This window comes from Paenibacillus sp. FSL R7-277 (genome assembly GCF_000517965.1).
Lineage (GTDB): Bacteria > Bacillota > Bacilli > Paenibacillales > Paenibacillaceae > Paenibacillus_AQ > Paenibacillus_AQ silagei.
Genome location: NZ_ASPX01000080.1, coordinates 468,102 through 491,874, shown reverse-complemented (window position 1 = coordinate 491,874; position 23,773 = coordinate 468,102). Strand labels below are relative to the sequence as shown.

Annotated in this window: 24 protein-coding genes; 20 read left to right on the top strand and 4 right to left on the bottom strand. The window is 52.5% G+C overall.

Going from position 1 to position 23,773, the window contains the following annotated elements:
- The first annotated feature begins 418 nt into the window (after window positions 1-418).
- The 6 genes from C173_RS24275 to C173_RS24250 all read left to right on the top strand — a co-directional run bounded on the left by C173_RS24275 (window position 419) and on the right by C173_RS24250 (window position 3,896).
- The gene (locus C173_RS24275; RefSeq protein WP_036729520.1) at window positions 419-1,495 is read left to right on the top strand and encodes a site-2 protease family protein; all 1,077 of its coding nucleotides are present in this window, start codon (window positions 419-421) and stop codon (window positions 1,493-1,495) included.
- 70 nt (window positions 1,496-1,565) lie between these two features.
- Window positions 1,566-1,781 carry a hypothetical protein gene (locus C173_RS24270; protein ID WP_036729518.1) on the top strand — a complete coding sequence of 72 codons (216 nt, stop codon included), beginning with the start codon at window positions 1,566-1,568 and terminating at the stop codon, window positions 1,779-1,781.
- Window positions 1,782-1,904: 123 nt separating this feature from the next.
- The gene (locus tag C173_RS24265; protein WP_036729514.1) at window positions 1,905-2,348 is read left to right on the top strand and encodes a GNAT family N-acetyltransferase; all 444 of its coding nucleotides are present in this window, start codon (window positions 1,905-1,907) and stop codon (window positions 2,346-2,348) included.
- A 91-nt stretch (window positions 2,349-2,439) separates the two neighbouring features.
- Window positions 2,440-2,676 carry a DUF3892 domain-containing protein gene (locus C173_RS24260; RefSeq protein WP_036695032.1) on the top strand — a complete coding sequence of 79 codons (237 nt, stop codon included), beginning with the start codon at window positions 2,440-2,442 and terminating at the stop codon, window positions 2,674-2,676.
- Between the two features lie 258 nt (window positions 2,677-2,934).
- Window positions 2,935-3,489: a copper amine oxidase gene (locus C173_RS24255; protein WP_036729511.1), complete on the top strand. Its 555-nt coding sequence runs from the start codon at window positions 2,935-2,937 to the stop codon at window positions 3,487-3,489.
- Between the two features lie 83 nt (window positions 3,490-3,572).
- Complete coding sequence (locus tag C173_RS24250) at window positions 3,573-3,896, top strand: DUF1292 domain-containing protein (protein WP_036729508.1); 324 nt, start codon at window positions 3,573-3,575, stop codon at window positions 3,894-3,896.
- A 75-nt stretch (window positions 3,897-3,971) separates the two neighbouring features.
- On the opposite strand, the gene C173_RS24245 is transcribed toward C173_RS24250, so the two are convergent.
- Window positions 3,972-5,447 (bottom strand): aminotransferase class I/II-fold pyridoxal phosphate-dependent enzyme, encoded by a 1,476-nt coding sequence (locus tag C173_RS24245; RefSeq protein WP_036729506.1) that lies wholly within the window; start codon window positions 5,445-5,447, stop codon window positions 3,972-3,974.
- Between the two features lie 144 nt (window positions 5,448-5,591).
- Here C173_RS24245 and C173_RS24240 point away from each other — a divergent pair, with 144 nt between their 5' ends.
- The 4 genes from C173_RS24240 to C173_RS24225 all read left to right on the top strand — a co-directional run bounded on the left by C173_RS24240 (window position 5,592) and on the right by C173_RS24225 (window position 10,181).
- Window positions 5,592-6,881, top strand: a complete 1,290-nt coding sequence (locus tag C173_RS24240) for an MFS transporter (RefSeq protein ID WP_051478335.1) — start codon at window positions 5,592-5,594, stop codon at window positions 6,879-6,881.
- A 328-nt stretch (window positions 6,882-7,209) separates the two neighbouring features.
- Window positions 7,210-7,806, top strand: coding sequence for a hypothetical protein (locus C173_RS24235; protein WP_036729504.1), 597 nt, complete (start codon window positions 7,210-7,212; stop codon window positions 7,804-7,806).
- A gap of 264 nt (window positions 7,807-8,070) precedes the next feature.
- Window positions 8,071-9,483 (top strand): NADP-dependent phosphogluconate dehydrogenase, encoded by a 1,413-nt coding sequence (gene gndA / locus C173_RS24230; RefSeq protein WP_036729501.1) that lies wholly within the window; start codon window positions 8,071-8,073, stop codon window positions 9,481-9,483.
- A 191-nt stretch (window positions 9,484-9,674) separates the two neighbouring features.
- Window positions 9,675-10,181: a shikimate kinase gene (locus tag C173_RS24225; protein ID WP_036729499.1), complete on the top strand. Its 507-nt coding sequence runs from the start codon at window positions 9,675-9,677 to the stop codon at window positions 10,179-10,181.
- Window positions 10,182-10,218: 37 nt separating this feature from the next.
- Here C173_RS24225 and C173_RS24220 read toward each other — a convergent pair whose 3' ends face one another.
- Complete coding sequence (locus tag C173_RS24220; protein WP_036729496.1) at window positions 10,219-10,527, bottom strand: rhodanese-like domain-containing protein; 309 nt, start codon at window positions 10,525-10,527, stop codon at window positions 10,219-10,221.
- Between the two features lie 126 nt (window positions 10,528-10,653).
- Here C173_RS24220 and aroA point away from each other — a divergent pair, with 126 nt between their 5' ends.
- The 7 genes from aroA (at window position 10,654) to C173_RS24185 (ending at window position 19,646) form a co-directional block, all read left to right on the top strand.
- Complete coding sequence (gene aroA, locus C173_RS24215) at window positions 10,654-11,946, top strand: 3-phosphoshikimate 1-carboxyvinyltransferase (RefSeq protein ID WP_036729494.1); 1,293 nt, start codon at window positions 10,654-10,656, stop codon at window positions 11,944-11,946.
- 148 nt (window positions 11,947-12,094) lie between these two features.
- Complete coding sequence (locus C173_RS24210; protein WP_036729492.1) at window positions 12,095-12,529, top strand: CoA-binding protein; 435 nt, start codon at window positions 12,095-12,097, stop codon at window positions 12,527-12,529.
- Window positions 12,530-12,750: 221 nt separating this feature from the next.
- On the top strand, window positions 12,751-13,422 hold the full coding sequence (locus C173_RS24205; protein ID WP_036729490.1) for a hypothetical protein: 672 nt from the start codon (window positions 12,751-12,753) through the stop codon (window positions 13,420-13,422).
- 426 nt (window positions 13,423-13,848) lie between these two features.
- Complete coding sequence (locus C173_RS24200; RefSeq protein WP_036729487.1) at window positions 13,849-15,735, top strand: glucose PTS transporter subunit IIA; 1,887 nt, start codon at window positions 13,849-13,851, stop codon at window positions 15,733-15,735.
- Window positions 15,732-17,498, top strand: coding sequence for a phosphoenolpyruvate--protein phosphotransferase (ptsP, locus tag C173_RS24195; RefSeq protein WP_036729485.1), 1,767 nt, complete (start codon window positions 15,732-15,734; stop codon window positions 17,496-17,498). Before C173_RS24200 ends, ptsP begins: the two co-directional genes overlap by 4 nt.
- Before the next feature lie 212 nt (window positions 17,499-17,710).
- Entirely contained in the window at window positions 17,711-18,235 is a 525-nt protein-coding gene (locus C173_RS24190; RefSeq protein WP_051478334.1) for a sigma-70 family RNA polymerase sigma factor, read from the top strand.
- A 1-nt stretch (window position 18,236) separates the two neighbouring features.
- Entirely contained in the window at window positions 18,237-19,646 is a 1,410-nt protein-coding gene (locus tag C173_RS24185) for a DUF4179 domain-containing protein (RefSeq protein ID WP_036729482.1), read from the top strand.
- Between the two features lie 93 nt (window positions 19,647-19,739).
- Here the strand turns inward: C173_RS24185 and C173_RS24180 are convergent, their stop codons facing one another.
- Window positions 19,740-20,264, bottom strand: coding sequence for a type 1 glutamine amidotransferase domain-containing protein (locus C173_RS24180; protein WP_036729480.1), 525 nt, complete (start codon window positions 20,262-20,264; stop codon window positions 19,740-19,742).
- Between the two features lie 232 nt (window positions 20,265-20,496).
- Here C173_RS24180 and C173_RS24175 point away from each other — a divergent pair, with 232 nt between their 5' ends.
- From C173_RS24175 to C173_RS24165, 3 genes are all read left to right on the top strand, one after another.
- Window positions 20,497-20,934: a hypothetical protein gene (locus C173_RS24175; protein WP_036729477.1), complete on the top strand. Its 438-nt coding sequence runs from the start codon at window positions 20,497-20,499 to the stop codon at window positions 20,932-20,934.
- A gap of 318 nt (window positions 20,935-21,252) precedes the next feature.
- On the top strand, window positions 21,253-22,263 hold the full coding sequence (gene ccpA / locus C173_RS24170; RefSeq protein WP_036695017.1) for a catabolite control protein A: 1,011 nt from the start codon (window positions 21,253-21,255) through the stop codon (window positions 22,261-22,263).
- A 94-nt stretch (window positions 22,264-22,357) separates the two neighbouring features.
- The gene (locus C173_RS24165; RefSeq protein ID WP_036729473.1) at window positions 22,358-23,053 is read left to right on the top strand and encodes a 5'-methylthioadenosine/adenosylhomocysteine nucleosidase; all 696 of its coding nucleotides are present in this window, start codon (window positions 22,358-22,360) and stop codon (window positions 23,051-23,053) included.
- 21 nt (window positions 23,054-23,074) lie between these two features.
- On the opposite strand, the gene C173_RS24160 is transcribed toward C173_RS24165, so the two are convergent.
- Window positions 23,075-23,707, bottom strand: coding sequence for a GNAT family N-acetyltransferase (locus C173_RS24160; RefSeq protein ID WP_036729471.1), 633 nt, complete (start codon window positions 23,705-23,707; stop codon window positions 23,075-23,077).
- Window positions 23,708-23,773: the final 66 nt, after the last annotated feature.

Sequence of the window (23,773 nt, the reverse complement as noted above, 5' to 3'; positions counted from 1 at the left end):
AATTCATCAATGCCTCGCAGCATCCACCTCTTCAGGTACGTCCGCAGATTAAAGCGGGTATACCCTAGCATGGTAACGGATGCGGGTTCCGGCGCAGCCTACGTCCCGGCGATGCGGGCTTCGATGCGCAGCTCTGAGACCATATTCCCGAGGGTTTTCTTTGCTCCTTTTCAGCATCCGGAGCTCTCTGTGGAAGAATTGCCAGGGTACTCTTTCTCTTCGCAGCTATTGTGGTTATCCTAATTACTGGATATCATATACGCAGGCCGGGAGATTTGTCAACACCGTAAGTCTATTTGCAATCCACTGCACTCCTGTGCGACAGTAGAGAGTAAGGGCTAACGGGAAGGAAGCAGAGGAGTGCCTGATCCTGGCCTGGAATTGAAGCGACACAGTGATCAAAAGGAGATTGAGACTATTGCAGGAAAACAAACAGGAGAAAAAAAGCTCGGGGGCATGGGGGTGGCTGGGCAGTGGGGCGGTACTGCTGCTGCTCAAGGGAAAAGCCATTATCTCTCTGCTTAAGCTGGGGAAAATCGCAGGTCCGCTGATCTCCATGATGGTATCGATCTGGGCTTATGCACTGATTTCACCATGGCAATTTGCTGTGGGCTTCGTTGCATTATTATTCGTTCATGAGATCGGCCATGTTATCGCGGCTAAGCGGATCGGGCTGCCGGTAAGCGCACCGCTGTTTATTCCTTTTATGGGTGCGCTGATTACGATGAAGAAGCAGCCGCTGGATGCCAGAGAGGAAGCTTATGTCGCTTTTGGCGGCCCTATACTGGGGAGCATCGGCGCGCTGATCGTGTTCGGAGCAGCTTATTATTATCATAGTCCTTTGTTATACTCGCTGGCATACGTCGGGTTCTTGCTTAACTTGATTAACCTGCTGCCGATCCATCCGCTGGATGGGGGGCGAATTGCCACGGCGGTAACACGCTGGTTATGGCTGGTAGGGCTCGTTGGCGGCCTGGCTGTAATTATTTATCTGAAATCCATCCTGTTCTCCATCATCTGGGTAATGTTCGCTTATGATATGTATAAGAAGTACATCAGCCGGCGGACGAAGAATCAGATGCATACTGTGCTCAAAAGCTTCCTGATCCCCATCGGGGATCTGCAGGAGCAAGGATATCTGATCCCCGGCCCCGAGCATAAGCGGGAGCTGCCGTTCACCACCTACAGTGATTTGAACCGCCAGCAGTTTGTCGGCGTACGCTGGGATAACCTGGATTACTATGGAACGACGACCATGCCGGTGCAGTCGCTGATCGGAAAAGTCAAAGTCGTGCAGCTCGATCAGCTGTATGTGGATGCCAGCCTGCAGATGAAGATGACCTGTGAGATCAGCTTCACGGTATATGACAATGATAAGTACTATGAAGTACCGGCTGCTACCCGCTGGAGATATGGGGCCGCGTATTTTGTCCTTGCCGGAGTTCTTGGGGGTATGATGTATCTTGTCCATGTAGTTGGCAATGTAAATCTGTAAATCTTCGTTTATGAACCTCCCGATTCGTCAAAGCTGTAAAGAGCCGAGAAGGATGAGGAGGTTAACAACAATGCGTTTGGCAAGAGTATGTTTCTTATGGATTGGAGCATGTCTCCTTCTGGGAATCGCCGGATGTACGGCAGGTAAGCAGGTTCCTGAATATACGGATGTTCACAGGATGACCGGACTAGACGGGAGTCTGAATTCACGGGATAGCCTGACCTCGCCGGTTCTGCGGGATGTGTATGACCGCTCGATTCCCGAGGAGGTCTATGAGACTCCGTAAGTAAGGTGGCCGGAGGTTCCCTGTCCACGGGCCTTGCCCTGAAGCTCTCAGGCTCTATACAGGATATTAATAATTCTGTATAATGCTCCATATTGATTGGAGCTATAGAGAGGAGCCAGGGAGATGGCAGTGGAAATCGTACATGTTACTACAGAGGAGCAGCTTCAAATGGCGCTGGAGATCCGCAAGAAGGTGTTTGTGGAAGAACAGAAGGTGCCGGTAGAAGAGGAAATCGATGAATATGATACCATCAGTGAGCATGTGCATCATTTCCTGCTCATGGAGGGCGGGCAGCCGGCTGCAACCGGCCGGCTGATCTATTATAAAGCGGACACTGCCAAGATGCAGCGGATTGCCGTTCGGGAGGCCTTCCGCGCTAAGGGATGCGGACGTATCCTGCTGCTGGCTATGGAAGAACGGGCACGTGAGCTGGGTCTGCAGGCTTCCATTCTGGATGCCCAGTGTCAAGCAGAACCATTTTACAGCAAGCTCGGCTATGAAGTAATCTCCAAGGAGCCCTTCTATGATGCCGGGATTCTACATGTAAGAATGAGTAAAGCCCTGTAATCTGCCGGATACATACTCTTTCGCTGCTATGGACAAGCTAGAATCGGGCCAGGGGAGCTGGCTAATTCTAGTGCGAAGGAGACGATCCTAAGTGATGAATCAAGAACGGGAACGCTTTATTGCCGCCAAACGTAACGGTGACGGGGACCTGACCGGGTTCCAGACCTCCTCCGGACGCGTGCTGGATTATCAGCAGGCACTTCAGGAGGTTCAGTCCGGCAGCATCGCAGGGGTCAATGTATTTAAGGGCAAAGACGGCGAAATGTATATCCGCGGCGATGCAGATGGAGATCCTACGAACAATCTGGATCAGCTTCCGCAATTTTAGCCGGGCATAGATAACAGGGGGAACGGCCGGACAGGCGTCTTACAGGCGCTGAAGTCTGGCCGTTTCTATGTGCTAAGGGGGACTCCGGCTTCTCTGAAAATACTTCGTTTAAGGTCTGCTGTACATGCCGAAACCGGTTGCTGAAGGGCTTGGTTTTCTTTTCTTCTGCAAAAAGAAATAAAACCCTGAATTCTGCGCAACTTGTCGAAGGCTTAGCAGTATACATTAACAGCATGAATTATTTGGAGGGGCTTTACAATGAGATGGAGAAAAATTGCTCTGTGCACGGTTGTGTTTTTCATGATGGGAAGCTCCTATTTGTTCGCGGACGCTGTGAACCAGAAGATCAAAGTATGGAGCAATGGAAAGGAAATAGCCGATGGCGGCTATTTGATTGACGGCAAGACCTATATTCCCGCCAGGGAGGCCGGGGGTATCGTCAGCTGGGACGGCTCGGGCAGAGTAACGATCCTCAAGCCGAATGTTCATATCGTACTCTTCAAAGGCGACACGGTATTCGGCAATGTTAACACAGGCAAGCTGAAGATGAAAATTCTAACGCAGGTGGACAGCCTCAAGGACAGCATCGCTGCCGTGAAGGTGGCAATCACTGATCCTGCCGGGAATGTGAAGGATATTCTCGAGGATGCCGTCGGCTCCAAGAATGAGGATTTCTGGTTCTCCACACCGGAATTCACCTATGATTTCAAGGAACCGGGCAAATATAGCGTAGGCTTCTTCATGAAGGCGTCGAAGAACGGAGATTACATTCTTGTGTCCGAGAAGGTAGTTACGGCTTCATCCAAAAATTAAGTCTCTCCTGCAAATTGACCTGTCCTTATCTTACGTGTTACGATACCAAATGTAGGATAATTCAATTAAAGTGAGGTATTACAATGAGCGATCACAAACATGAGCATGGCCATGAACATGGTGAAGCATGCGGTTGCGGACATGATCACGACCATGAGCACGAGGAGTTTGTGCTGACCTTGACGAACGAGCAGGGCGAAGATGTAGAAATGGTACTGGTAGAAACGTTCGACGTAGGCGAGAAGTTGTACGCCCTGCTGCTTGAGCGCGAAAATCCGGAAGCAGACGGAATCATCCTTCGTATGGAAGAAGAAGACGAGGAAATGGTTCTGTACAACATTGAAGATGAAACTGAATGGAAAGCTGTTGAAGAAGCTTATAACGAGCTGCTTGCCCAGCAAGAATAGATTTCAGGCATTCATGCAAAACCCCGATACTATACGTATCGGGGTTTTGCATGTCGCACTGCTATAGGACAAGCCTTAGGAGATCGGCTCAGCTTCGACAATTACTTTTATATTGGTAATGCTGCGGTCTTCGGGTCCTTTGACGGGCAATCCGATTTCTACATGGTCAATGATATAGTCGATATTATCCTGGGTAATAACTTCTCCAGGGAGAAGAATAGGAATTCCCGGCGGATAGACGTAGATGAATTCTGCAATGATGTAGCCGGCAGACTCCCGGAAGGGAATCAGCTGCGTATCCGCATAGAAGGCATCTCTCGGGATTAGGGCCAGCTGCGGAATATTCGGCACCTGTACCTTAAGCTCATAGATCTCACCCTTGCTGTAATGGATCGCTGAGAGCACCTGCAGCGCCGCAAGCAGCTTATCTACAGATTCCTTAGTATCTCCAGGGGTAATCAGGCAAAGAATATTATACATGTCGCTGAGTTCAACTTCGATGTTGTACTTCTGCCGGAGCCAGTTCTCGGTCTCGTAACCGGTAATACCCAGATGCCTTACATGAATGTTCAGCTTCGTCGGATCATGATTGAAGGTGGCTTCTGTTCCGAGAATTTCTTTGCCGAAGCTGTACAGCCCCTCGATCTCGTTGATCGAATTGCGGGCATAATTGGACAAGGCGATGGTTCTCGCCGCCATCTCATGGCCGTTCAGGGCAAGGTTGCGTCTGGAGGTATCCAGAGAGGCAAGCAGAATATATGAGGTTGAAGTGGTGGTCAGCATGCTGAGAATGGTCTGTACCCGCTGTGGGTTGACAAGACCCGTCTTGGCATTGAGGTTCAGTACCGAGCTCTGCGTCATGGAGCCGCCCAGCTTATGCACACTGGTTGCTGCCATATCTGCACCGGCCTGCATGGCCGATACCGGTAAGTCCTCATGAAAATGAATCAGTACTCCATGTGCCTCGTCCACAAGTACGGGAACCCCGTAACTGTGGGCCAGGTCGACAATCGAACGGAGGTCGGCGCATACGCCGAAATACGTCGGATTGATAACGAGGACACCCTTGGCATCCGGATGGCGCCTTAAAGCCCGTTCCAGCGAGCTGGTGGTTATGCCGTGGTCTATCCCAAGATTCTCATCCTGTACAGGAGAGACGAAAATAGGCTTGGCTCCGGAGAAAATAATGGCCGACATTACCGATTTGTGAATATTGCGCGGCACAATAATTTTGTCTCCTTCTGAGCAGACAGAGAGGATCATAGTCATGATGGCATTGCTCGTGCCTTGTACACTGAAATACGTGTAATCGGCGCCGAAAGCCTCTGCAGCCAGCTTCTGAGCTTCAAGAATAACCCCGGTGGGCTGATGAAGATCATCAAGCGGTGCAATATTGATCAAATCTATGGATAGAGCGTTATCGCCGATAAACTCACGGAATTCGGCATCGGTCCCTAGCCCCTTCTTATGTCCCGGAATATGGAATTGAACTGGATTTCCGGCGGCATGCTTTTTGAGAGCAGTGAAGAGGGGAGTAGCTTGTTGATTCATTTAATGCTGTCACAACCTTTCGCGAAGAGTGGTTTTTTGATTTCGCTGAAGCAAAAGGCGTCCCCGGAGGGACAGAATACCTATTTCTACTTGAGCAAGCATCAGTATAACAAATCAATCAACATAATACTAGGATGTGATGAAATGTCTGGCAAAGCAGCGGAACGTATGCATATCAGTTTAGCCTCACCGTTCATATTAAAAATGTGGATCATTATTTTCCTGGTCGAATTCGTCAAAGGATCGCTGCTGGTAGCTCTGCTGCCGGTCTATATGGAGAATATTCTGGGCCTCTCCGTAACGGTGGTCGGGTTCGCCTTCGCGCTGCAGTATCTCGGGGATAACCTGTTCCGCAGCCCGTTCGGCTGGGTCATGGAGCGGATCGGCTACCGCTGGACGATGACAGGAGCGCTGCTGCTGCTGCTGGTGGCAGTCGGGCTGATTATCTATGCCAAAGATGCCGTAAGCTTGTCCCTCGCCTGTCTGATTCTGGGGATCGGCACCTCGCCGCTGTGGCCTTGTACGATGACTGGTATCACCGAGCTGGCAGGCTCTACCCAGAGCGGCAGCAGCGGCGCAGCCATGGGGGCGGTGGAGATGGCCTCACTGGCCGGAACCGGCGTCGGTCCGATTATCGTCAACTTCATGATGGATCATGGCGGACAGGGCTACCGGACGGTCTTCCTGGTGCTGATGGGCTTCGCTGCTGCTGTTGTAGCCGTGGCGCTGTTCCTGCCCTCGAAGATCGGCGGTCATGCGCCGCGCGTTGTCCGAGAGATATCGGCGGAAGGGCCACCGGTGCCGCGTAAGCCGGTAAGGCCCCTGGAGAGTCTGAAGCGGACCTGGCAGCAGGTCACCTCCTCCCTGAAGGTAAGCCGCCTGCTGTTCCCGGCATTGTTCCTGCAGGCTTTTGCGATCGGGCTTATGACCCCGGTGGTCACCTTGTTCGCACGTTCGGAGCTGCATGTCACCCCCAACCAGTTCAGCCTGCTGCTGATTGCCGGAGGAGGGATTACCGTGCTAACCCTTATACCCGCCGGGAAGCTGGTCGATAAGGTCGGCACCTCCATCTTCCTTAATATCGGCTTCCTGCTGGCAGCCTGCTCCATGGCTTTCTTCTCACAGGTCCGCTGGCTGCCGCTGGCCTTCGTGGCGGTGGCGCTGGTCGGGATCAGCTATGCGCTGATTCTCCCGGCGTGGAACGCCTTCCTGGCCAAGCAGGTGCCGGAGGGTGAGCGCGGGACCGTCTGGGGGCTCTTCCTGACGCTGCAGGGCTCAGGGATGGTTGCCGGTCCGGTGGTGTCAGGCAAGCTGTGGGATACGGTCAGCCACGGTGCCCCTTTTCTGGCCAGCGCGGGTGTAATGGTTGTGTTATTCGGCCTGCATCTGCTGATCGTCCACCGGACGAAGCTGAAGCACGGCAGGGCGCACTGAGTAGAGCGGACACAGGGGGGGGGAGCCCGTGTGGAAATGCAATAAGCCGTAGACTGCCTGAAAAGGAGGCGCAATGCGGCTTTATTGCTGTTTTTGCATATAAAAGGGCTGGTCTAACTCACCTAAAACGAGTTCCAGCGTTTGGAAAAGGCCAAAAACGGGTAAAAATAGTCAATAAACCAAGTTACCGCTACATATTATGAAGTATAAAATAAGTGTAAGCCACACAAAGCATCAAGGTGCAAGCGGAGGTCCGGCAGTCTGTTCTACTCTTAGGTTAGGCCGTGAAGCTGACTATGCTTAAATCAAGCAGTTAGGGGGGAGTGCCGTGAACAAAAACGATGAAGTGGAGTACTGCAATCTGGAGCTGCGGTTCGACAGACAGCATATCCAGGATCTAATCAAGGACCTGATCAAGGAAGGTTATTCCCTGTACTGGAGTGAGAACGAGAGTGTTTTTCTTATTTCGGTGCGCACCGGCCGCAAGCTTGTGAAGCTGCGCTTCCAGAGGATTAAGGACGGCTTCAAGCTGGTGGGAGACTACATGATCCGTGATGCGCGCCTGTCAGAATGGATGGAGAAGCTGATTGGGGATATGAGAGGTCATGCCGTTGTCAAGCGCTTCCGCGACCGTCAGATCATTATAGAGAATATTTTATTCGGTGAAGTCATCCGCCTGGTGGAGATTTCCGGTTATCAGCAGCGTGTGCTGTACCAGAAGGGGCCGCTGCTGTCGGATCAGGAGCTGACGAAGCTGTTCTACTCCATAGAGGGCGAAGAGCGGATCCGTGACCGCAGGCTTGCCGTGGATGAACAGCTCGACTTGCTGAATGAAGCTATGCGTGAGCGAGATACGGAAGCGGTGGCGGCCAGCACAGCGAGGCTTGAGCAATTGACCAGGGAGCTGGCAGCGCTGGAGTGGTAGTGCACTGAGTGAACTTAGGCGATTAAGGGCATCCCATAATGGGGTGTCCTTTTATTGTGCCTTTCTGGTGGAGGGGGTTCACTTCTGCGGACAAAACCGTTAAAATAGTCATTGTGAGCAATTTCCCTGATGGATCGAAGTTTGTCAATGAAATTGATCTCTCTTTCGCAGGCAGAACTTTGCTGTCTCTGACAAAGGGTGGTATTCTTATACTGCGAGAAATGGATTTCACAAAAATACAGGGTGCAAAGGGTGGAGAACCAGATGTCAAAACAACAAATCGGCGTTATTGGCTTGGCGGTAATGGGCAAAAATTTGGCTCTTAACATCGAGAGCAAAGGCTTCAGCGTATCCGTGTTTAACCGTTCCCCGGAGAAGACACATGATCTGGTCGCAGAAGCAGCAGGCAAGAACCTGGTAGGCACGTTCTCCGTTGAAGAGTTCGTAGGGTCGCTGGAAGTACCGCGCAAGATTCTGATCATGGTTCAGGCAGGCCAGGCTACGGATGCCACCATTGAGCAGCTTCTGCCGTATTTGGATCAAGGCGATATCATCATCGATGGCGGTAACGCTTATTTCCCTGACACGGTACGCCGCAGCAAATATCTTGAAGACAAAGGCTTCCGCTTCGTCGGCACCGGCGTGTCCGGCGGTGAAGAAGGAGCACTCAAGGGTCCTTCCATTATGCCTGGCGGTCAAGAAAGCGCGTATAAGCTGGTTGAACCTATCCTTACGGCGATTTCAGCTCACGTGGGCGGAGAGCCTTGCTGTACATATATAGGGCCGGACGGCGCAGGACACTATGTCAAAATGGTGCATAACGGCATCGAGTATGGCGACATGCAGCTGATCGGCGAAGCCTACCACCTGCTCAAGGACGTTCTGGGTCTGGATGCCAAGGAGCTGCACAGCACCTTCGCAGAGTGGAATAACGGCGAGCTGGACAGCTATCTGATCGAGATTACGAAGGATATCTTCGCCCAGTATGACGAAGAGACCGGCAAGCCGATGGTGGACGTCATCCTTGATGCTGCCGGACAAAAGGGTACCGGCAAGTGGACAAGCCAAAGCTCGCTGGATCTCGGCGTTCCGCTGTCCATGATTACCGAATCCGTCTTCTCCCGCTTCCTGTCTGCCATGAAGGAAGAACGCGTTGAAGCCAGCAAGGTGCTGAGCGGCCCTGCTACGGCTCCATTCGATGGTGACAAGGCTGAATTCATCGAGAACGTGCGTAAAGCGTTGTTCGCCAGCAAGATCGTATCGTATGCCCAGGGCTTCGCCCAGTTGCGTGTGGCTTCTGACGAATACGGCTGGAATCTGAAATACGGCGAGCTGGCCAAGATCTGGCGCGGCGGCTGCATCATCCGTTCCCGGTTCCTGCAGAACATCACGGATGCCTATGCCAATAATGCAGAGCTGAAGAACCTTCTGCTTGATCCGTTCTTCAAGGATGTTATGGACAACTACCAGTCGGCATGGCGCAAGGTTATCGCTTCGGCTGTAACTCTGGGTATTCCGGTTCCGGGATTCTCCAGCGCCCTTGCATACTACGACAGCTACCGTACAGAACGTCTTCCGGCGAACCTGCTGCAAGCACAGCGCGATTACTTCGGCGCTCACACCTTCAAGCGTGTGGACAAAGAAGGCGTGTTCCACCACAACTGGCTGGCAGAGTAACAGGCAGCGTTCAGCTTATTGCTTAGGAACCCGAGATGCTTTCCGCTTCATGCGGAGGGCTTTCGGGTTTTTTGCATCCATGAGGCATAGCCATGGCAGGCACAGCCCGCCTGAAAATGAAGGCTGCCGGCATTGTGCAAACTTTTCACCCTGTGTTATGATATGACAAATGTCGCGGCTTGGAGGTTGTTATGGACGATCGAAATATCATTCTCGTCGGGATGATGGCTACGGGGAAATCCACAGTAGGCGCCATTCTGGCCGAGGAGCTTGACTATGAACTGGTTGATCTGGATGCAGTGATTACCGGAAGAGAGGGCCGTAGTATTGCGGATATCTTCGCGGAAGGCGGAGAGCAGGCATTCCGGAGTATTGAATCAGCGGTACTTCAGGAAATGCTGCAGGGAGAGCGCAAAGTGATCTCTACAGGCGGAGGGGCGGTGCTTGCGCCGGGGAATGCCGAAGTCATGCTGGAGCATGGATTCGTAGTGGCCCTTACAGCCTCGGAGGATACCATTATTGAACGGGTCAGCGGGGATGAGAACCGGCCGCTGCTCGCCGGCAATGCGGCAAACCGGGTCCGTTCCATTATGGAACAGCGCAGAGAAGCTTACCGTTTCGCGCATTGCACGGTCGATACAACGGAGTTAAATGTGGCAGAGGTCTCGCAATACATTTTACTGCGTTACCGCGCTTGAGCTTTTATGTGTGTTGGCGCTATGCATCAGGATGAGGCTATTCCGCGCTGGTATCATCCCACTCGATCATGCCGCCGCTCAGGTTAGAGCCTTGAATGCCGAATTGCTGCAGATATTCACAGACCCGCTGGCTACGGTTGCCGGAACGGCAAATGAAGATGATCTCAGTGTCTGACGGAAGCTTCTCCGTCTGCTGCGGGATCTGGCCCATCGGGATATGCTGCGCACCGGGAATCATGCCGAAGGCAACCTCATCCTCTTCACGGACGTCGATCAGTACAAGTTCTTCGCCGGCAGCGAGCCGTTTACGCAGCTCCTGCGGTGTAATTTGCGGAATTTCATTCATGATAGTACCCTCTTTTCTGCCCGAATGGGAATGGATTCTCTTCACGCAATAATAACACAACTGCGGATTACCCTGTCAAACAGGCCCGTACATACAGACTATATATTATGAAGGAGCGCTTATACTATGGACGTTATTGTTAGGCCTACGCCGACGCTGCAAGGAGAATTCGGAGCCCTGTCCTCCAAAAACTACACCACGCGCTACCTGCTGGTAGCCGCTCTCTCTGAAGGAGTCAGCACGATCTACCATCCTGCCCACAGCGAGGACAGCGACGCGATCCGCAGATGTATCGCTGATCTCGGTGCAGTCCTGACCGAAGATGATGAGAAAATCATCGTGCAGGGGTTCGGCCGCCATCCCCGTGACGTAAAGGAGCTGAATGTCGGTAATGCCGGCGCTGTGCTGCGCTTCCTGATGGCGGTGGCTGCGCTTAGCCCGGAGGTTACCTTCGTGAATACGTATCCCGATTCTCTGGGCAAGCGGCCGCATGACGACCTGATTCTGGCACTTGGCCAGCTCGGCGTGGAAGTAGAGCATAATAACGGAAGACTGCCGATTACGATCCGCGGCGGCAAGCCGCAGGGCGGACGGATTACCGTCTCCGGTGCCGTCAGCTCGCAGTATCTCAGCGCACTTTTATTCCTGACCCCGCTGCTTGAAGAAGACAGTGAGATCATCGTGCTGGATGATCTGAAATCCAAGGTGGTCATCGGGCAGACGCTGGAGGTGCTGGAGCAGGCAGGGATTATCGTACATGCGGCGGACGATTATATGTCCTTCAAGGTGCCTGGACGCCAGAGCTATGCTGCCAAGACCTATACGGTGCAAGGCGATTATCCGGGATCAGCCGCAGTGCTTGCGGCCGCAGCGGTGACTAAGTCGGATGTGACGATTCACCGGCTGGCGGAGAGAAGCAAGCAGGGGGAGCGGGCCATTGTTGATGTGCTGCGGATGATGGAGGTGCCGCTCACCCATGAGAACGGAACAGTGCATGTGCAGGGGAACGGGGTCCTGAAGGCGGTGGAATTCGACGGCGATGCGGCAACTGATGCGGTCCTGGCTATGGTGGCCGCGGCGGTTTTTGCCGAAGGGACCTCACGCTTCTACAATGTGGAGAATCTGCGCTACAAGGAATGCGACCGCATCACGGATTATCTGGCAGAGCTGACCCGGGCCGGTGCGAAGGTTGAGGAACGCCGGGATGAGATTATTGTGCATGGCACACCGGAGGGCGTGGAAGGCGGCGTAACGATTAATGCCCACTATGACCACCGTGTGATTATGGCCCTTACTGTAGTAGGGCTGCGGGCACGCCAGCCACTGCTCATCAAGGATGCCCATCATGTGGCGAAGTCTTATCCGCAGTACTTCGATCATCTGCGCTTGCTGGGTGCGGATGTGGAATGGGTGAAGTGAGTCTGCTTTAGCTCCTGAGTCTTCAGGTTGCTTATCGCTAATCGCAGATTAACGATGTGGCGCGAATGATGGCGGTGTGGTGATTTGGAACTTTTTCCGTTGCAGAGTATGATGTACGTATATCTCATAACCGGAAGGGGTAATACACATGAGCTTTGAGAATCCAAGCAGGGAAGAAATCGGCGAGATTCTGGCTGCGGCAGGCAATATCGCTGTTGTTGGCCTATCCGACAAAACAGACCGTACCTCATACATGGTTGCAGGCGCTATGCAGAGCCGGGGCTACCGGATCATTCCGGTCAATCCGTTAGTAGACGGGGAAATCCTGGGTGAGAAATGCTACCATACGCTGGCGGAGATTCCGGAGCCGGTGGATATTGTGAATGTGTTCCGCCGCAGCGAATACTGCGCAGCTGTAGCTCAGGAGGCTGCTGATATCGGCGCGCGTGTTCTCTGGCTGCAGCAGGGGATCATCAGCGAGGAGGCGGCGGACATTGCCGCTGCAAATCATATGATCGCAATCATGGACCGCTGCATCAAGGTGGAGGAAGCGATCACGATGAAGGGCCGGAGCCGGGGGTAAGACGAATCGTATGCATGATCAGGTACACAGATCCGGATATACTTGTAGTTCAGAACTATCCAGATTAAATTTTGCCAAACGTACCTCAGACCTGGTTGCTGCATTCTCGATTAGTTTTACTAATAAGTATTGCTATACTTGACACAGACGAAGAACGTCCTTTACTCCATTTTAAATGGGGAAAGGGCGTTTTTTGTATTTTCAGGGAGGGGGAAGTAGATATGGAATTTGAGCAGGCACACAGCAACTTTATGGAGGCACATACAATTGTAAGAACGGGTGAACGGCGCGGGAGGCTGCTGCGCGGACATAACTATGCGGAGAAGCTATTTCTGCAGAATGTATGGTGGCCGCTATTCGAGTCACTGGAGCAGTTGCACCCGGAATATGAGGTGTATGACTGGAACCGGAAATCGCAGTTTCTGGATTTTGCCTTTCTGCCGCAGAACGGGACCCGCTTCGGGATTGAGTGTGACGGCTATCAGAGCCATATCAAGGATATGGACCGGGAGAAGTTCAACTATGCGCTTAACCGGGACACCTTCCTGACCGGGATAGGCTGGAAGATGCTGCACTTCTCGTTCGACGACATCCAGCAGCGTCCCGAAGTGTGCCGGATGCTGCTGCAGCTGGCGCTGGCGCCGTATTTGGCGCGGAGTTCGTCCAGCAGGGAGCAACTATTGTCAAAAGAAATGGATGTGCTAAGGCTGGCATGGCGGATTTCTAGACCGCTTCGGCCTAAAGACTTAATTGAATCTTTACACATTAATTACCGGACAGCACACAAGCTGCTGGTGGCGTTGAGTGATAAGGGTTTCATCAAACCAGTCTCTTCAAAAGAACGGATACGGTATTACGAGGTGAATTCCATGCGGCTAGATCAAATATGGTGAAGGAGGAGCTCAAGATGTAACATGTAATCTATGCGATAATTGGCTTAAGTGTAGTTCGTACAACTAAAATGCGCTGGATAAGGTGTTTATTGGGTTTAATCGCACTTCGTACAACTAAAAATACGCATTATTGCGATTAGAGTTAAATTGTCCAAAAATAGTTGTACAGAGTGCAGTTAAAGTAAAATAGAAGGTCGTATTGCCAAATATAGTTGTACAAACTACACTTATCCAGTCACAGGAGTCACAGGAGTCACAGGAGTCACAGGAGTCACAGGAGTCACAGGAGTCACAGGAGTCACAGGAGTCACAGGAGTCACAGGAGTCGCAGGAGTCGCAGGAGTCGTCCTTTTCACGCCCAGATTCTTTTGACAAAAACTGCTGTAACGCTTACCATTCAATATAGAAAGAAAGGAGAGGGTCGCCTTGAACTGGCTCGGATCTTTGCAGCAGTTGGGCAGAGCCATTATGCTTCCTACCATGGTGCTTCCGGCGGCAGCGATTCTGCTGAGTCTGGGCAGCTTACCGTGGTCTGCATGGGGACTTTCTTCGGTATCCGAAGTGACGACGTACGCGGGGCAAGGAATATTCTATTTCATGCCTTATTTGTTTGCTGTCGGTGTGGCGTGGGGGTTGTCCAATCAGGCCGGACCGGCCGGACTGGCCGCACTCGCAGGGATGTTCACTTATGACCGGATTGTGTCCAACATGGGAGACGGGGCTGTACAGCCTGCAACATTAATTGGGATTATCCTGGGGATTGTAGCCGGTGTAGCGCATAACCGGTTTAAGAATATCAAGCTGCCGGAGGCGATCCAGTTTTTTGGCGGGTCGCGTTTTGTTTTGCTGTTCATGGGCTTATTCTCGGCGCTGTTCGCCTGGGTCATGCTCGGAGTGTCTCCCCTCCTGCAGGAACTGCTTAATGAGCTGTTCAGGGTAGTGCAGGTGACCGGCGGCTATGGAGTGTTCGTCTACGGGGTGCTGTACAGGGTGCTGACGGCCTTTGGCCTGCACCATATTCTGAATAATGTGTTCTGGTTCCAATTGGGCTCCTTTACGACGCCTGACGGCAGTGCAGTCGTACAGGGGGATTTGCCGCGCTTTTTTGCCGGTGATCCTACAGCGGGTGTGTTCATGGCCGGACTGTTCCCGATTATGATGTTCGCCCTGCCCGCAATTGCCTTTGCAATCATTCAGGAAGCGCGCGAGGACCTCAAGCCCAAGATCAAGAAGACTTTTTTGCGTGCAGCTTTAGTGTGCTTTTTGACCGGTGTGTCGGAGCAGATTGAATTTGCCTTCTTGTTCGCGTCGCCGTATTTGTTTGCGCTGCATGTGGTTATGTCCGGGCTTGCGATGGTGCTGACCTACTCGCTCGGGATTCATCACGGCTTCTCCTATTCGGCGGGGACCATCGATTTCTTCCTCAACATGCATCTGTCCCAGCGGGCCTGGCTGCTGATTCCAATCGGGATCGGCTATGGCATTGTGTATTACAACGTGTTCCGCTGGGCGATCCGCCGGTTTCAGATTCCTACCCCTGGCCGTGAGGAAGGCTCTGAGCTGGGCGACTGGGCGGGCAATATCCCGTATCAGGCTCCGCTGATTCTGGAGGCGCTGGGCGGCAAGGAGAATATTGTGCAGGTTCAGGCCTGCATCACCCGGCTGAGATTAACGGTGCATAATGACCGCTTCATAGATACAGGGGCGCTTAAGGGGCTGGGCTCCGCAGGCATTATCAAGCTGGGCGGCGGCAATGTGCAGGTCGTCTTCGGGACGTATTCGGAGCTGATTCGCGAGGAGATCGACAAGCTGATGCTGCGCGATCTGCCGCAGGTGCTGTTCAGTGCACCGATCCAGGGGCGGATGATGCCGATTGAAGAGGTGCCGGATCATATTTTTGCCGCGAAGCTGGTGGGGGATGGAGTGGCCTTTGTCCCGGAAAAAGGAGAGCTGGTCTCGCCTGTATTCGGCAAGGTGATGCACGTATACCCTACGATGCACGCAGTGGGCATTGCTACGCCCGAAGGGCTGGAGGTGCTCATGCATATCGGGATCGACACTTCGCAGCTTAAAGGGCCGTTTGAGGCGCTTGTACAGGAAGGGGACAGCGTGGAGCCAGGGCAGCTGCTGGTCAAGTTTGACCTGGCCTTCTTGAAGGAGCATGCCGCTTCGCTGGCGACACCGATGGTGATTACCAACCCGGACCGGGTCAAATCCTGGAGCTACGCGCCATTCAAAAACGTGAAAAAGGGGCAGTCTTCCGTCATGTCCGTGGTACTACATGAAAGCAATGTTGGAGGGATCGAAGCATGATACAAGGCGTAGGCGCCGCAGCAGGTGTTGCCATTGGGAAGGCCTTTGTCTTGCCGAACTGGGAATGGAGTCTGCCGGACACTCAGGTGAATCCGGTGGATCTGGCTAAGGAGTTCGAACGGTTGTACGAAGGCATTCGGACCTCCAAGGACGAAATCGAGTTTATCAAAAAAGAATTCCGCGAGGTCGTCGGACCGGAGGAATCGAGCATTTTCGATGCCCATCTGGCGATCCTGGATGATCCGGTGTTCATGAGCGAAATCCGCGGCATTATCGAACGCCAATACAAGGCAGCCGAGGTGGCGGTCAAGGAAGCGATCGACCACTTCGTGGCGATGTTCGATTTGCTCGACGATGAATATATGAAAGAACGTGCAGTGGATATCAAGGATGTCGGCAACCGCCTGCTGAAGCATCTCCTGGGTGCGCCGGAGGTCACTCTGCCGTCAGATACCCAGCCGTACATTCTGGTAGCGAAGGAGCTGTCCCCCTCACAGCTGGCGCATTTGAATCCGGCGTATGTGCTGGGCATCGTGACGATGATGGGCGGCAAAACCTCGCATTCCTCCATCATGGCCCGTGCGCTCGGCATTCCGCTGGTGGCAGGCCTGGAGAACAAGATCCTGACTCCTATCCAGACAGGGGACATGCTGGTGCTCGATGGGGAGACCGGGGCGGTTATGATTCATCCAGATGAATCCACACTGCTGGACTTCAACACCAGACGTGCGAAGCAGCAGCGGAAGCGGGAGCAATTGGAGCTGCTTGCAACCGTCGAAGCCGTGACGAAGGACGGTGTGTCTCTGCGGCTGGCCGGCAATATCAGTTCCGTGAAGGAGCTGAACATGGCACTGAAATACGGGGCCGAGGGAGTGGGACTGTTCCGTACAGAGTTTCTGTACATGGACCGTAGTACTTTTCCGACAGAGGATGAACAGTTCGAAGTCTATAAGCTGGTTGCGGAAAAAGTCGGCAAGGAGACCGTAGTCATCCGTACACTTGATATCGGGGGAGACAAGCATCTGGATTACTTCCAGCTGCCGGAGGAGCAGAACCCGTTCCTCGGCTACCGGGCCATCCGGATCAGCCTGGACCGCAAGGACATGTTCAAAACCCAGATTACAGCCATTCTGCGGGCCAGTCATTACGGCAATGTCCGGATGATGTTCCCGATGATCTCTTCTGTCGAAGAGGTGCAGGCGGCCAAAGCAGTGTTGAACGAGGTAAAGAGCGAGCTCGACAGCCGGGGTGTACCGTATAACCGTGACATGAAGGTAGGTATAATGATCGAGGTTCCGGCCGCAGTGATGATTGCCGACCTGCTGGCGGAGGAAGTGGACTTCTTCAGTATCGGCACGAATGATCTGGTGCAGTATGTACTGGCTGTGGACCGGATGAATGAGCAGATTGCCCATATGTATCATCCGTACCATCCGGGAGTGCTGCGTATGATCCGCATGACGGTGGATGCGGCACGCAGCGTAGGCATCGATGTCAGTGTATGCGGTGAGATGGCCGCAGATGAGCGCTCACTGCCGCTCTGGCTGGAACTGGGGATCCATGTGCTGAGCATGTCACCGCAAGCCTTGCTGAAGGTGAAGCACCGCACACTGAACACACTGGCTTCTGAAGCCAGGGAGATTGCGAAGGTCTGCTTCCGCAACCGCACCAGCTCCGAGACAGAGGAGCAGCTTACTGCTTTTGCCTCACGGAGCGGATTCCCGCTGGGCGCCGGCGGTGATTCCAAAGAGAAGACATCATAGCCGGGTAACGGCTGAACGTTATCGGGTTTTCAAGGACAAGCAGCAAGAATATCTAAATAAAGTCCGGGTGAGGGTCAAGGGGGCCACACACCGGACTTTTTGTTTTGAGATCTGAGGGAACAGGCCTGCCGTGCAAAAAAGTAAAACCGTTTGGACTGCTGGACAGTCAGTATATACAGAATTCAAAAAAAGAAAGGGGAGACTAAGCCTGGATGGAGCATACATGGGAGGCTGAGCAGGTGCGCCACTTGAATGAACAGGAGCAGCTGTTTATCAACCGGGTACTGGAGCAGAAGAAAATACTCTACAGTATTGCGTACAGCTACTTGCGCAGCGAGGCGGAGGCACTCGAGATGGTTCAGGAAACTACATACCGGGCCTGGGTAAAGCGCAGGAGCTTGAAGGATGAGGTCCGGTTCGCACCCTGGCTGACCCGGATTCTGATCAACTGCTGCAAGGACGAACTGAAACGGAGGAAGCGGCTGGCGGCTCCTGTGCCGGAACAGGCAAGCGCTGGACTGCAGGAGATGACCAGTGACCGTAAGCTGGATATGGAGCAGGCTCTGGAAGCGGTAAAGCCCAAATACCGTCAGGTGCTTGTGCTGAAGTATTACCGGGATATGACACTGACAGAAATTGCCGAGGTGCTGGGCAAGCCGGAAGGAACGGTCAAGACCTGGCTGAACAAGGGACTTAAGCAGTTACGTGACAAAATGAAAATCAAAGGGGGACTATAGCATGGTCAAGACAGAAGAAGAGCTGCTGAAGGAGTATTACCACAGTCTGTCGGCAGAAGCGGAGGAGGTCCCGGAAATGCGGCTGAACACGGCAATCCGCAGAGGCATAACACGTTCCCGGAGAAGCTCTATGTCATTAAGGAAGCGTTATGCTCTGGCTACAGCGGCGGCAGTACTTGGACTTGTGCTGTTATTCTCCTTTCCCCGGGCGAGTGAGGTGTTGAAGTCACAGGGGGCAGCTCCGGATCAGGCAGCAATATTTCAGAGCTACGGACCCTTTGAAAAGTATATTCCAGCTGTGATGACCACAAACGCTGTATCTTCGGCAATCGAGGATGGCCTTGTACAGCGCGTCACGGGTGTTACTGCGGAGCATAACGGATTTGTTCTGACTGTAGATGGAATTGCTGCGGATCAGAAGGGGATTATCGTTTTGTATTCATTACAGAATAAGACTGATGAGAATGCCCGAGTAGCACATATTCAGTTAACATCAGCTGTTTCAAATCCTTTGCATACATCCCTGGGGCCTGATAATTCAATTTCCCCAAAACGTATAACCTACGGTTATGAGGTAAGGCAGTGGGAGAGTGATGATGCAGGCGCTCTTCCCAATCAAATTAAGTTTGAGCTTGAGCTTGGTAAGTACAAGCAGTTCACGCCAGCTTCAGCAGATAGCCCTCTCGCTAAATTTTCTGTAGCTCTTCCGCTGGACCGGGAGCAGCTCGCCAAGGCAGGAGAAACCATACATGTAGACAAAACACTGGAAATAGACGGTCAGAAAATTGAAATTAATGAGGTCTATCTGGCCGCCTCCGGCATTTATCTGGACTATACCTGCGACCCGCTGAACTCCAAACAGATCTTCTCTATGTACAAACCGGGGTTCTTAGCAGGCGGCAGCGGTGATTATTCGTATCTGGCTTTACGCGCCGCCAGCTTTACGGACAGTGGAGGCAGACTGATATTTGCCAACGACAGGAGCTCGACACAATCGCTCCAGCTGCAAATCAATGGAATTCTGGCGCTGGATAAGCAGGCAACCCAATTAATTATTGATACGGATAAGCAACAAATTATTAAGGCTCCGGATCACAATCTGCAAATGTCCATTCACAACACGGAGAAGGGCTCCACGATGGTGCTGGAATATGATTCTCAAGCACAGAGTAACAGCATCTACAATGACCTTATGCTGGGACAAACATTTACCGATGGAGCAGGTACAGTTCATTCAGCAGATAAATTTGATATCGATATTCCGCAGCGCACTGAGCCGGAGAATGCGAAGTCCATCCCTCACATGTACTACCGGGGTCTGGGCAGCAATAAATACCCGCAGCCGCTGACGTTCACTATTGAGGCGTATCCTGCCCTGATCAAAGAGAAGCTGTCTGTCCCTATCCGCTAATCCCCCATATAAAAGCAAAAGCGGCAACAAGCCCTGAACCCTGTCAGACGACAGGGCAGGGCTTGTTGTTTATAGCAGATCTCATGTTGCCTGCTACTCACCGGCAAGCGCATCGCAGAACGCTTTGCCGTAAGGCGGCAGGTCCGGCGGGCGGCGGGCGGAGATGATGTGTCCGTCCTGGACGAGCGGCTCGTCCTTCCAGATGGCTCCGGCATTCTCCATATCGTCACGGATGCCCGGCGTGGAGGTGACCGTTACACCTTCGAGAATTTTGGCGGAGATTAAGACCCAGCCGGCATGGCAGATCTGGCCAATCGGCTTCTTCGCAGTATTGAAATCCTGCACCAGCTTCAGTACTGCGCTGTAGCGGCGGATTTTGTCGGGTGCCCAGCCTCCGGGAACGAGGATGCCGTCATAATCGGCAGCCTTCAGCTCGTCCCAGCTGTATTCAGCGGTGGCAGGTACGCCATATTTACCGACATACGTCTTGCCCTTCTCAAGGCCGGCCAGATGTACCTCCGCCCCTTCCTCACGCACGCGGTATACGGGATACCACAGCTCAAGATCTTCAAACTCATCGTCCACCAGCGCAATGACTTTTTTACCAGACAGTCTCATTCTGTACAGCTCCCTTCGGCTTAACTTCCTGATATCTATGTCATTCTATCAAAAGAGACAGTTGAAGTCACTTTTCGATATGGAAATTCCTAAGACTATTGCCAATTAAAACATTATATGCAAACTTGAAGGGATTCAGGGGGATGAAGTCGAATACTAGAGAGGGAAAAGGCAAAGCTATGCGTTTTTAAAAGATCATTCTGAGGTGTGGGAGATGTATAACGAACAATTAATGAAGAAGTCTTGTGGCTGCGGCGGGATCATGACCATACATATGCACACGCTGATTTATAGTGCGAAGATCAAAATTACGAATGTCCCTGTATATACCTGCGGGCAATGCGCCTGTTATGAGCCCTTGCCGGTTATTAAGCGTGACCTGGGCCTGCTGATCCGGGAGCTTGGAGAGCGCCCTGCGGGCAAGCTGCATCTGTCCTTTGCGGACCGTAATGAGTGGGCCAGTGTGCTGAAGGATACCTTTGCTGCGGGCTTGTTTGCCGGCGGCTTGCCGGAATTGGAGGAGGCTATCCGCAAGGCTATGCAGAGCCGGATTGATCTGCTGCTGGATGTATACCGCACAGCGGCGGATCTGTCCGACAAGAAGTGGATGGAAGAGATCGGCCTGCGCCTCTCCCAGTTGACGGCTCATTCGGCAGAAAGTGCCAAATAAAGAGCATTTTTTGACATTTTGAAAAAAAGTCTGCAAAAACAATGAAAAACTTTCAACGAATGTTGGATTTTTCACGCGCTTTTTGATACGATAGAGAAAGCATACAGAATTCTTGAAATTTTAAGGGCTTTCCACTGGAAGCTATTGGAGAATCAGGAATTGGCGGAAGGCGTCAAAGCCGCGCCAGGACTGGCGTTTCAACCTTTGAAAGAAATTTTGAAAGGAAAATGAAGCGTTATCATTGCACAATTGTACAAAGTGTCGTATCATAATTTTAATTAGTCGAACGATAAAATTTATCGCAATGGAGAGAGTAATTTGACGGTAACCATTTACGATGTAGCTCGAGAAGCAGGCGTATCTATGGCTACGGTATCACGGGTTGTGAATAATAACCCCAACGTGAAACCGCAGACCCGGAAGAAGGTTTTTGAAGCGATTGAGCGTTTGGGCTATCGTCCGAATGCGGTGGCGAGAGGTCTCGCCAGCAAGAAAACGACAACCGTAGGGGTTGTTATCCCTGATATCTCAAACTCGATTTTTGCGGAAATTGCACGCGGGATTGAAGATATTGCCAATATGTATCACTACAACATTATTCTCTGTAACGCTGACAAGCGTAAAGAGAAGGAGATTCGTGTCATTAACACACTGCTCGAGAAGCAGGTGGACGGGCTGCTGTTCATGGGCGGAACCGTTACGGAAGAGCATATTCAGGCGTTCCAGACCTCTGCTGTGCCTATCGTGCTCTGTGCGACCCGCGATGAGAAGGGAACGTATCCTTCCGTGGACATCGACCATGAGACGGCTGCATTTGATGCAGTGAATACGCTGATCCGCCACGGACACCGCGAGATCGCAATGATCAGCGGTACGCTGCAGGACCCTGCGAACGGCTATGCCCGCTTCCACGGCTACAAGAAGGCGCTGGAGGCGGCAGGTATCGAGTATCAGGAGGATCTGGTACGCATCGGTAACTATCGTTACGAATCCGGTGTCGAAGCCATGAAGTACTTCCTGGGTCTGAAGAAGAAGCCGACGGCTATCTTTGCTGCTACCGATGAGATGGCGATTGGCGCCATTCACAGTATTCAGGATGAAGGCCTTAAGGTGCCGGATGACTTCTCGATTATCAGTGTAGACAACATCCGGATGGCTTCAATGGTTCGTCCGCTCCTCACTACTGTAGCACAGCCGATGTATGATCTCGGTGCTGTAGCGATGAGACTGCTGACGAAACTGATGAAGAAGGAGACAGTTGAGAATCCGCGGGTTATTTTGCCGCATGAGACCATTCTTCGTCTGTCTGTCAACCATGTCAATAAATAAGTTCAGTACGTTTAGCACGTGAACATAGGTTTCTTAAGAAGCTCCTTCGGGAGCTTTTTATGTTTGCGGACACAAAGTTCGAGGGGGATATGAAATGAGCGGAGTACTGGGGCTGATTGGCGCAATGGATGAAGAAATCAAGCTGCTGCTGGAAGAGATGGAGAATCGGCAGACCACGGTGAAGGCCGGAATTATCTTTTATGCAGGGACAGTGTTCGGGAAGGCAGCTGTAGTCTGCAAATCAGGGGTAGGGAAGGTGAACGCCGCAGTAACCACACAGATTCTGCTGGACAGCTTCGACGTGGAGCAGGTGCTGTTCACTGGTGTGGCCGGGGCGCTGCACCCTGAGCTGAACATCGGGGATATTGTTATTTCGTCATCCTGTATTCAGCATGATATGGATGTTACAGCGCTCGGTTATGCCAGAGGAGTGATTCCGTATCAGGAGATCTCCGTCTTCCAGGCAGATCCGCTGCTGGTGAAGTTAGCAGAAGAGGCCTGTCTAGAGCTGGAGCAGAAGTCTGTAACAGGCATTGTGCTGTCCGGGGATCAATTCATTGCCAGCAGAGCGTCAGTAGCTATGCTGCGTGAGCAGATGGACGGGGCCTGTGCAGAGATGGAGGGTGCGGCGGTCGCCCAAGTCTGCCATATGAACGGGATCCCTTTTGTAATCGTACGTTCAATGTCGGACAAAGCCGACGGCTCAGCCCATGTGAATTACAGTGAGTTCACCGTAACGGCCTCGCAGCATTCCCATGCCATTCTGGAGCATATGCTTAAGGCTATGTAACCTGCAGGCAGGCCGCCTGAATTAATACATAAACCGCTGTCTGAAGCGCACACGGTCGAAGGTCTCGCGGGAGGACAGCGGCACATCCTGGCCCATGCGGACCATGAGGCAATTCGCCGGATGCGAGCAGATCTCCGGGTCATCGGTGGCATACCACACCATATCTACCGTCTTCATCAGCTTCTCCATCATCTGGCGGTACTCCCATACATTAAGACCGCTCCCCTTGAGGTCCCAGTGCCAATAATATTCGGTTGTGAATACGATGCAGTTCTCCAGTTGTCCCTTTTCAAAAGCGCTTGAAACCAGCAGCTTCGCAAGCCCGCTTCCGCGATACTCGTCAGCCACTTCGATGGCTCCCAGCTCAATCAGATCCTCCATCCCGCCCTGAGACCATAACTCCAGTTCATCCGGATAATGAAAAGTAACATAGCCCACGATAACGTCTGAGACCACTGCTGCTACGATGCGTCCTTCGGGTAAGCCAGATATCTCGATCAAGGCTTCAAGCTGCTCCTGCGGCTTACGGAAGGCGTCCAGATCGCGGTGCATGCTTAAGGTCTGGAGCGTTTCGGGAGATAAGGGTCCTCGGACAGAAATCAGCCGGCCTTGATGCCCTATGGTATGGGATACAGGGATTTTATGGTGCTCCATGCTTGGGCTCCCTTCCAGTTCACTATAATATGGAATGTAACCGCTTCCTGTGATATACTGATTCCG